General features: G+C 72.6%; 8 protein-coding genes. 4 read left to right on the top strand and 4 right to left on the bottom strand.

Features of this window, described 5'->3' with window-relative positions:
* Positions 1-18: 18 nt before the first annotated feature.
* Positions 19-1,557: an MFS transporter gene (locus tag AAW13_RS20395; protein WP_046730774.1), complete on the bottom strand. Its 1,539-nt coding sequence runs from the start codon at positions 1,555-1,557 to the stop codon at positions 19-21.
* 99 nt (positions 1,558-1,656) lie between these two features.
* On the bottom strand, positions 1,657-2,847 hold the full coding sequence (locus tag AAW13_RS20390; protein ID WP_046730775.1) for an FAD-dependent monooxygenase: 1,191 nt from the start codon (positions 2,845-2,847) through the stop codon (positions 1,657-1,659).
* Between the two features lie 344 nt (positions 2,848-3,191).
* Between AAW13_RS20390 and melC1 the strand changes: the two genes are divergently transcribed.
* Both melC1 and melC2 read left to right on the top strand, forming a co-directional pair.
* Positions 3,192-3,581 carry an apotyrosinase chaperone MelC1 gene (gene melC1, locus AAW13_RS20385; RefSeq protein ID WP_046730776.1) on the top strand — a complete coding sequence of 130 codons (390 nt, stop codon included), beginning with the start codon at positions 3,192-3,194 and terminating at the stop codon, positions 3,579-3,581.
* 35 nt (positions 3,582-3,616) lie between these two features.
* Positions 3,617-4,447, top strand: coding sequence for a tyrosinase MelC2 (gene melC2 / locus AAW13_RS20380; protein WP_046730777.1), 831 nt, complete (start codon positions 3,617-3,619; stop codon positions 4,445-4,447).
* Here melC2 and AAW13_RS20375 read toward each other — a convergent pair whose 3' ends face one another.
* Positions 4,448-5,149, bottom strand: coding sequence for a ribonuclease H family protein (locus AAW13_RS20375; protein ID WP_071659616.1), 702 nt, complete (start codon positions 5,147-5,149; stop codon positions 4,448-4,450).
* 47 nt (positions 5,150-5,196) lie between these two features.
* Entirely contained in the window at positions 5,197-5,397 is a 201-nt protein-coding gene (locus tag AAW13_RS20370) for a hypothetical protein (protein WP_143145021.1), read from the bottom strand.
* Positions 5,398-5,499: 102 nt separating this feature from the next.
* Between AAW13_RS20370 and AAW13_RS20365 the strand changes: the two genes are divergently transcribed.
* Both AAW13_RS20365 and AAW13_RS20360 read left to right on the top strand, forming a co-directional pair.
* The gene (locus AAW13_RS20365) at positions 5,500-6,507 is read left to right on the top strand and encodes a zinc-binding alcohol dehydrogenase family protein (RefSeq protein WP_206306247.1); all 1,008 of its coding nucleotides are present in this window, start codon (positions 5,500-5,502) and stop codon (positions 6,505-6,507) included.
* A 228-nt stretch (positions 6,508-6,735) separates the two neighbouring features.
* Entirely contained in the window at positions 6,736-8,178 is a 1,443-nt protein-coding gene (locus AAW13_RS20360; protein ID WP_046730781.1) for a family 2B encapsulin nanocompartment shell protein, read from the top strand.
* Positions 8,179-8,193 lie beyond the last annotated feature (15 nt).

Below are 8,193 nucleotides of genomic sequence, written 5' to 3'. Positions count from 1 at the left end.
GCAGTCGGCTTGACTTCGTCATTGAGACTCCAGCGCGTCGTCGCGGGTGCCCTCGGCACGGCCTGCGGCGCGCGGGGATTCGCGGGGTGCCCCGTCGGGGTGGGCCGTGTCCTCGGGCGCGCGGCCGCCGGGGGCCTTGTCCCCGGGTATGGACAGGGCCGCGGCGCTGGCCGCGAGTGCGACGGCGCAGGCCATGGCGAAGGCCAGCAGGTAGCCGTGCAGGGTGGGAATCGGGACACCGCCGACGAGGCCGGTGTGATGGGTGAGGACGGCGGCCACGGCGGCGCTGGAGGTGGCCTGGCCGATGGTGCGCATGAGGACGTTGACGCCGTTGGCGGAGGCGGTCTGGCTCGCCGGGACGGCCCGCAGGATGAGGGTGGGCAGCGCGGAGTAGGCCAGGGTGGTGCCGGTGGCGACGACGGTGGCACCCAGGATGATCATCCAGAGGTCGCGGCTGTCGGCGATGCGCACCACGTATCCGCAGGCGATGACCGCGGCGCCGAGGGCGAGGGTGACGCGCGGGCCGCGGGCGGCGGAGATCCGGGCCGAGAGCGGGGAGAACACCAGCATGGTGACGCCACCGGGCAGCAGGCACAGGCCGGTGGCGACGATGGACAGGCCCAGACCGTACCCGGTCGCCTTCGGCGCCTGCACCAGCTGGGCGGTGACGAGGGAGTTGGCGTAGAAGGCGAACCCGGTGAGCAGGGCGGCGACGTGGGACAGGCCGACCCGGGGCCTGGCCACCAGGTGCAGGTCGACCAGCGGCTGGGCGGTGCGCAACTGCTGCCACCACCACAGGGCGAGCACCAGTACCGCGGCGGCGAACAGGCCCAGCACCCGCGGGCTGCCCCAGCCCCACTGACCGCCCTGGGAGACGCCGAGCAGCAGACAGGTGAGGGCGACGGCGAGCCCGAGCGCGCCGAGCACGTCGAACCGGCCGGCCTCACGCACCGGGGACTCCCGCACCGCCCACCACACGGCGGCCACCCCGAGCGCGCCGAGCAGGCTGGTCAGCCAGAACATGGTGTGCCAGTCGTAGTACTGCACCACCAGCGCGGCCAGCGGCAGGCCCAGCGCGGCGCCGATGCCGACGGTGGAGCTCATCAGCGCGACCGCCGATCCCCGGCGCTCGGGCGGCAGTTCGTCCCGCAGGATGCTGATCGACAGCGGTACGACGGAGGCGGCGGCGCCCTGCATGGCGCGGGCGGCGATGAGCACGGCGATGTCCGACGACAGGGCGCACAGCACGGAGCCCACCGTCATCAGGGCGAGGGCGCCGGTGAGCACCCGGCGCTTGCCGTACATGTCGCCGGCCCGGCCGAGCACGGGGGTGAGGACCGCCCCGGAGAGCAGGGTCGCGGTGACCGTCCAGGAGACGGCGCCGGCCGAGGAGTGGGTGAGCCGGGGCAGGTCCGGCAGGAGCGGGACGACCACCGTCTGCATGACGGCCATGAGGATCCCGCCGAAGGCCAGGACCGGGATCGTCAGCCGCTCCCGGAGTCCGGGCGGTGCGGCGGACCGCTCCGCGGAGCCGGCGGTCGGGGCGGGGCGGTCCATCGGCACTCCTGCGGGCGACGCGAAGAAGAAGGTGAATATGAATTCACCTTATCGGGTGAATGACCTTTCACCAACGCGGGCCCGGGAAGCGCCTGGTGGCTACGACCGGACGTGCAGGGCGCGCGCCGCGCGCGGTCCGAGCCACCGCTTGAACCGGCGCAGCGTCTCCAGCCGTCCGGCCGCCTTGTCGAGGCCGTAGTAGAGCTGGGGCGGCACGTAGGGCAGCAGCGGCGAGTGGCGCTGGCCCAGCAGGGCGAACATGCGGTGCGCGGGCAGGTCGATGTAACGGGGCAGGTTCTCGTACCACTGGGCGCTCAGCCGGGCGGCGCTCTGGGCGGAGACCAGTTCGGCGCGGCGCCGGCCCTCGTAGGCGGCGAGGGCCTGCGGTACGGCGCCGTGCTCGCGCAGGGCGTCGGCGAGGCACATCGCGTCCTCCAGGGCGAGGGTGGTGCCGGCGCCGATGGAGTAGTGGGTGGTGTGGGCGGCGTCGCCGAGCAGGACCAGGTTGCCGTGGTGCCAGCTGCGGTTGGTGAGGGTGCGGAAGGCGGGCCAGGCCGCGGAGGAGCCGCCGATCAGCGGCTGTCCGCCGAGGACGCCGGCGAACAGCTTCTCCAGCACGACGAGTTGCCCGGCCTCGTCCATCGCGTCCAGGCCGAGGCCGGTGAGCGTCTCGGGGGCGCACTCGATCACGCAGGTGCTGTGCCCGTCGTCGTACGGGTAGCCGTAGCACCAGACCCAGCCGTGTCCGGTCTCGGCGAAGGCGAAGGTGAAGGAGTCGAAGACCTGGGTGGTGCCGAGCCAGACGTAGTGGTTGCGGCCCTCGGTGACCCGGGTGCCGAAGTGGCCGGCGTGCCGGGTGCGCAGGGCGCTGTGGATGCCGTCGGCGGCGACGACCAGGTCGGCCTCGGGGAGGTTCTCGGGTGTGATCTCCTCCTCGAACTCCAGCCGCACACCGAGGGACCGGGCGCGGTCGGCGAGGATCTCCAGGAGGCGGTGGCGGCCGATGCCGTGGCCCGGGTCGCCGGGACGGCAGGTGATCCGGTCGCGGACGTGGGCGACCCCCTGGGTCCAGCGCACCGAGCTCTCCTCGACGAGGCGGGCCGACTCGGGGTCGTACGTGTGGAGCCGGTCGAGCAGGGCGCGCCAGTAGGTGACGCCCCAGCCGTAGGTCGAGCCCTCGGGGTTGCGCTCGTGGACGGTGACGTCGTGGGACGGGTTTTGCCTCTTGAGCAGGATCGCGAGATACAGGCCGGCGGGCCCGCCTCCGACGCAGTCGACCTTCACGCACACACCCCTGGGTTTCACCGAACGTGGTCAATTGGCACCGCAGGGTAGCAGCGCGGGCTAGCCCGGCCGGGTTTTCGAATCGCGCCAGATTGACGCCGTGAGCCACGACACCCGGACGGCGGACCGGCGCCAAGGATCGACGGGAACCGCCCCGTCCGAGCAAGGAATTCCCCGTTCCGGAACCGTGCGGGCCATCGCCCCGGCAAGATCATCTTTGTTAAATCCTGTATGACATGTAGTCAATTGTCCTGATCGCGGCCAACCCGATCCGGGCGATTTCACCCGCCGGGAAACCGCCGGATAGGCATACGGAGTCATCACCCGCACCCACCACAGGAGGCATCCGTATGCCCGGACCCACCCGTCGTCGCGCGCTCACCGCAGGGGCCGCCCTGGCCGCCGCGGCCGGCGCCGCAGCGCTCCTCGCCCCCGGTGCCTCGGCCGCACCTCACTCGCACGAAGGATCCCTCGAACCCTTCGACGAGGTCTACAAGGGCCGCCGGATACAAGGCCGTCCGGCCGCCATGGACCACGGCACGGGCGGTCACCAGCACGGCCACGGCGGCGGATACGCGGTGTTCGTGGACGGCGTGCAGCTGCACGTGATGCGGAACGCCGACGGCAGCTGGATCAGCGTGGTCAGCCACTACGACCCGGTCACCGGCCCGCGCGCCGCCGCCCGCGCGGCGGTCGACGAGCTACAGGGCGCCACGCTGCTGCCGTTCCCCGCCAACTGACCGCCCCCGCAAGGACTTCCGGAGCCCCGATCCACATGACCGTACGCAAGAACCAGGCCGCCCTCACCGCCGACGAGAAGCGGCGGTTCGTGGCCGCCGTCATCGCGCTGAAGCGCGACGGCCGTTACGACGGCTTCGTGCGCACGCACAACGCCTTCATCATGTCCGACACGGACGACTCCGAGCGCACGGGCCACCGTTCGCCGTCGTTCCTGCCCTGGCACCGCAGATTCCTGCTCGACTTCGAGCGGGCCCTCCAGTCGGTGGACCCCTCGGTGGCACTCCCCTACTGGGACTGGAGCGCCGACCGGACCGTCCGGGCCTCGCTGTGGGCGCCGGACTTCCTGGGCGGCACCGGACGCGCCTCCGACGGGCGGGTGACGGACGGCCCGTTCGCCGCGTCCGCCGGCGACTGGCCGGTCAACGTCCGTGTGGACGGCCGTACTTATCTGCGCAGGTCGCTCGGGACCGGCGTGCGCGAGCTGCCCACCCGGGCCGAGGTCGACTCGGTGCTGGGCATCGCCACGTACGACATGGCGCCCTGGAACAGCGCCTCGGACGGCTTCCGGAACCATCTGGAGGGCTGGCGCGGGGTCAATCTGCACAACCGGGTCCACGTCTGGGTCGGCGGCCAGATGGCCACCGGCGTCTCGCCCAACGACCCGGTGTTCTGGCTGCACCACGCCTTCGTCGACAAGCTGTGGGCCGAGTGGCAGCGCCGGCATCCGCAGGCGGTCTACCTGCCGGGCGGCGGCACCCCGGACGTGGTGGACCTGAACGAGACGATGAAGCCGTGGAACGACGTGCGGCCGGCCGACCTGCTCGACCACACGAGGTTCTACACGTTCGACACCCAGGCGGCCTGATCAGGCCTGAGCGGTACGGCACTCCGGGTGGCCCCAGCCCTGCGCGTTCTTGGCGATGGACTCGCCGGCCGCGTAGGGGCGGCCGCACAGGCAGCGGCCGGGGAACTTCGCCTTGATCGTACGGGCGGTGCCGGCGGACCCGGCCGTCTTCCGGGCCGCCGCCTTGCGGCGCGGAGCCGTGGCGGGGGCGGCGGACGTCGGGGACGGCGGCGGGACCGGGGAGCCGAGCGCGCTGCCGGCGGCCTCCTGGACCACGGCCGCCTGGCTGGCCGCGCGGTCGGCGAAGTCGTTCAGCGGGTCGCCGTCCACCTGGTGGGCGGGGACGTAGCGGAAGTCCACCGTGCGGCCGTCGAGGAGTTCGTCGATGCGGACCACCAGGTCCTGGTTGGCGACCGGCTTCCCGGCGGAGGTCTTCCAGCCGTTGCGCTTCCAGCCGGGCAGCCAGGTGGTGACCGCCTTCATGGCGTACTGCGAGTCCATCCGGACCTCGAGCGGCACGTCCGGGTCGACGGCCGCGAGCAGCCGTTCCAGGGCGGTCAGTTCGGCGACGTTGTTGGTGGCCCTGCCGAGCGGGCCGGCCTCCCAGCGGGCCGGGGTCGCCGCGTCGTCGGACACCACCCAGGCCCAGCCCGCCGGCCCCGGGTTTCCCTTAGAAGCCCCGTCGCACGCGGCCACCACTCGTTCACGCATGGGCCCGATCATGCCACGGCCGGACGCACCGCCCGGCCGCGGCCCGGTGTCCGTGCTGCTCAGACGTCCCTGGCCGACGGCAGCTCGCCCCCGGCGGTGGTGAGGCCGATCACCGGGAAGCCGGCGCCCCGCGGGTCACCGAGCGCGGCGAACCGGCCGAAGGGCATGCTCAGCGGGCCGAGGCGGAGAACCCGGCGCCTTCCGGTCGTACCGCCCTGGCCGCGGCCCTTCCGGTCCAGCGGATTCTCCCGGTTCCTCACGCCGGCCGTCCCGCGCACCGCCCGCGCGCCGAATGACGGGCTCCGGCGGACACTGGGGGGGACGGCGGCCTTCGGCGGACGGGGCGCGGTATGGCGGACGTGATGCGGGCGTGGTCGGTGGCGCGGCCGGGGCCCGTCGAGGGTGATCCGCTCCGGCTCGTCGAGCGACCGGTGCCGGTGCCCGGCGCGGACGAACTGCTGGTGCGGGTGCTGGCCTGCGGGGTGTGCCGCACCGACCTGCATGTCACGGAGGGCGATCTCCCGGTGCGCCGGCCCGGGGTGACACCGGGACACGAGGTGGTCGGCGAAGTGGCGGGCGCGGGTGCCGCGGTGGCGGACTTCGCACTCGGCGAACGGGTCGGCGTGGCCTGGCTGCGGCGCACGGACGAGGAGTGCGCGTACTGCCTGCGGGGCGCCGAGAACCTGTGCCCGGACTCGCGGTACACCGGCTGGGACGCCGACGGCGGATACGCGCAGTACACGACCGTGCCGGCGGCCTTCGCCCACCGGCTGCCCGGGACCCTGGACGACGTGGCGCTCGCGCCGCTGCTGTGCGCCGGGATCATCGGCTACCGCGCGCTGCGCCGGGCCTCGCTCCCGCCGGGTGGCCGGCTCGGCCTCTACGGTTTCGGCGGCAGCGCCCACCTGTGCGCGCAACTGGCACTGGCGCTGGGCGCCCGGGTGCACGTGCTCACCCGGGGTGCCGAGGCCCGGCGGCTGGCACTGGAGCTGGGCGCGGCCTCGGCACGGGACGCCCGCGAGGCGCCGCCCGAGCCGCTGGACAGCGCGATCCTGTTCGCCCCGGTCGGCGATCTGGTGCCGGTGGCGCTGCGCGCCCTGGACCGGGGCGGGGTGCTGGCGGTCGCGGGCATCCACCTCAGCGACGTACCGCCGCTGAACTACGAGCGGGAGCTGTTCTACGAGCGGGAGCTGCGCAGCGTCACCTCCAACACCCGGGGCGACGCGCGGGAGTTCCTGGCCCTCGCCGAGCGGCACCGGATCCGCCCGACCACTCACGTGTATCCGCTGTCCGAGGCTCCGCGGGCGCTGCGGGACCTGAAGGCCGGGCGCTTCGACGGGGCCGCGGTGCTGGTGAACGACCTTTCCTGAGGCCAACCCTCGCCGGGGCCGGGCACAAGAGCGGACGACCGGCGCACGACGGGCGAACGCAACCTTTTCCGCCTCGACCACCAGGTTTGCGCAACCAAGGCGTGATGCCGCCCCTTTCACGCCGTATCCGTAGATCACCAGGGCTGTTTGGCTAGTCGGTGCGCATCACCACCTCGCACCCCACCGACCCTTCGGGTCACCGTCGTTCAGCTCTCTGCTGGAGGGAATGTGTCCACACCGGACAGCGTCATCGGTTCCGCCGTCGACGAGCCCGAGCCGGATCCGGCCGCCGACGGGCAGCTCACCAGTCTGAGCACCCGGGCGGCACGCCAGCTCGCCACGACCACCAAGTCGGAACCGCAGATGCAGGCCATCACCTCGCGATGGCTGCTGAAGACGCTGCCGTGGGTGGACGTCAAGGGCGGCACCTACCGGGTCAACCGCCGCCTCCAGCTGCGCACCGGACGCGGCCGGGTGAGCTTCGAGCAGAACGGCGGGGACGACATCCGGGTCATCCCGGGGACCCTCACCGAGCTGCCGATCCTGCGGGGCTACGACAACCCCGACGTGCTGGCCGAGCTCGCCGCCCGTTTCCAGCCCCGCGAAGTGCGCGCCGGACAGCTGCTGTTCGAGGCCGGTCAGCCGGTCACCGAGACCTACCTCGTGGTGCACGGGCGGTTCACCCGGTACGCGGCCGGCAAGTACGGCGACGAGGAGGTCGTCGGGGTCGTCACCGACGGCGACCAGATGGGCGACGAGGCCGTCGGCCAGACCGACCCGCTCTGGCTCACCTCGGTCCGGGCGGAGACGGCGGGAGTGGTGCTGGCGCTGCCGTGGGCGGTCGCCGAGGAGATCATGGGCCGGGAGCCCTCGCTGGGCGCCCACCTCCAGGCCTTCGTCGACCGGCAGCGGCTGCCGATGAACCGCAAGGGCGAGGCCGAGGTGCCGGTGCAGGCCGGCCATGTCGGCGAGGAGACCCTGCGCGGCGGTTTCGTCGACTACGACCTGGCCCCGCGCGAGTACGAGCTGTCGCTGACCCAGACCGTGCTGCGGGTGCACTCGCGGGTCGCCGACCTCTACAACCACCCGATGGACCAGACCCAGCAGCAGCTGCGCCTCACGGTCGAGGAGATCCGCGAGCGCCAGGAGTGGGAGCTGGTCAACAACCGCGAGTTCGGGCTGCTGCACAACATCGACTACGGACAGCGGATCAGCTCCTTCACCGGCCCGCCCACCCCGGACGACATGGACGAGCTGATCTCCATGCGCCGCAAGACCAAGGTGATCCTGGCCCATCCCAAGGCGATCGCCGCCTTCTTCCGGCAGTGCAACCGGCGTGGCCTGGTGCCCCCCAGCGTGAACGTGGACGGGCACGAGATCCCGGCCTGGCGCGGGGTGCCGATCTACCCGTGCAGCAAGATCCCGATCAGCGACGACCACACCAGCAGCATCATCGCGCTGCGCACCGGCGAGGCCGACCAGGGGGTCATCGGCCTCTACCAGACCGGTATCCCGGAGGAGTTCCAGCCCGGCCTGAACGTCCGCTTCATGGGCGTCAACGAGCAGGCCGTCATCAACTACCTGGTGACCGCCTACTACTCGATGGCCATCCTCGTCCCCGACGCGGCCGGGATCCTGGAGAACGTCCAACTCGGCCGCACCGCCGACTGACGGCCCGGAGCACAG

The sequence above is a fragment of the Streptomyces humi genome, assembly GCF_001005085.2.
GTDB lineage: Bacteria > Actinomycetota > Actinomycetes > Streptomycetales > Streptomycetaceae > Streptomyces > Streptomyces humi.
This window is presented reverse-complemented; position numbering and strand designations above follow the sequence as displayed.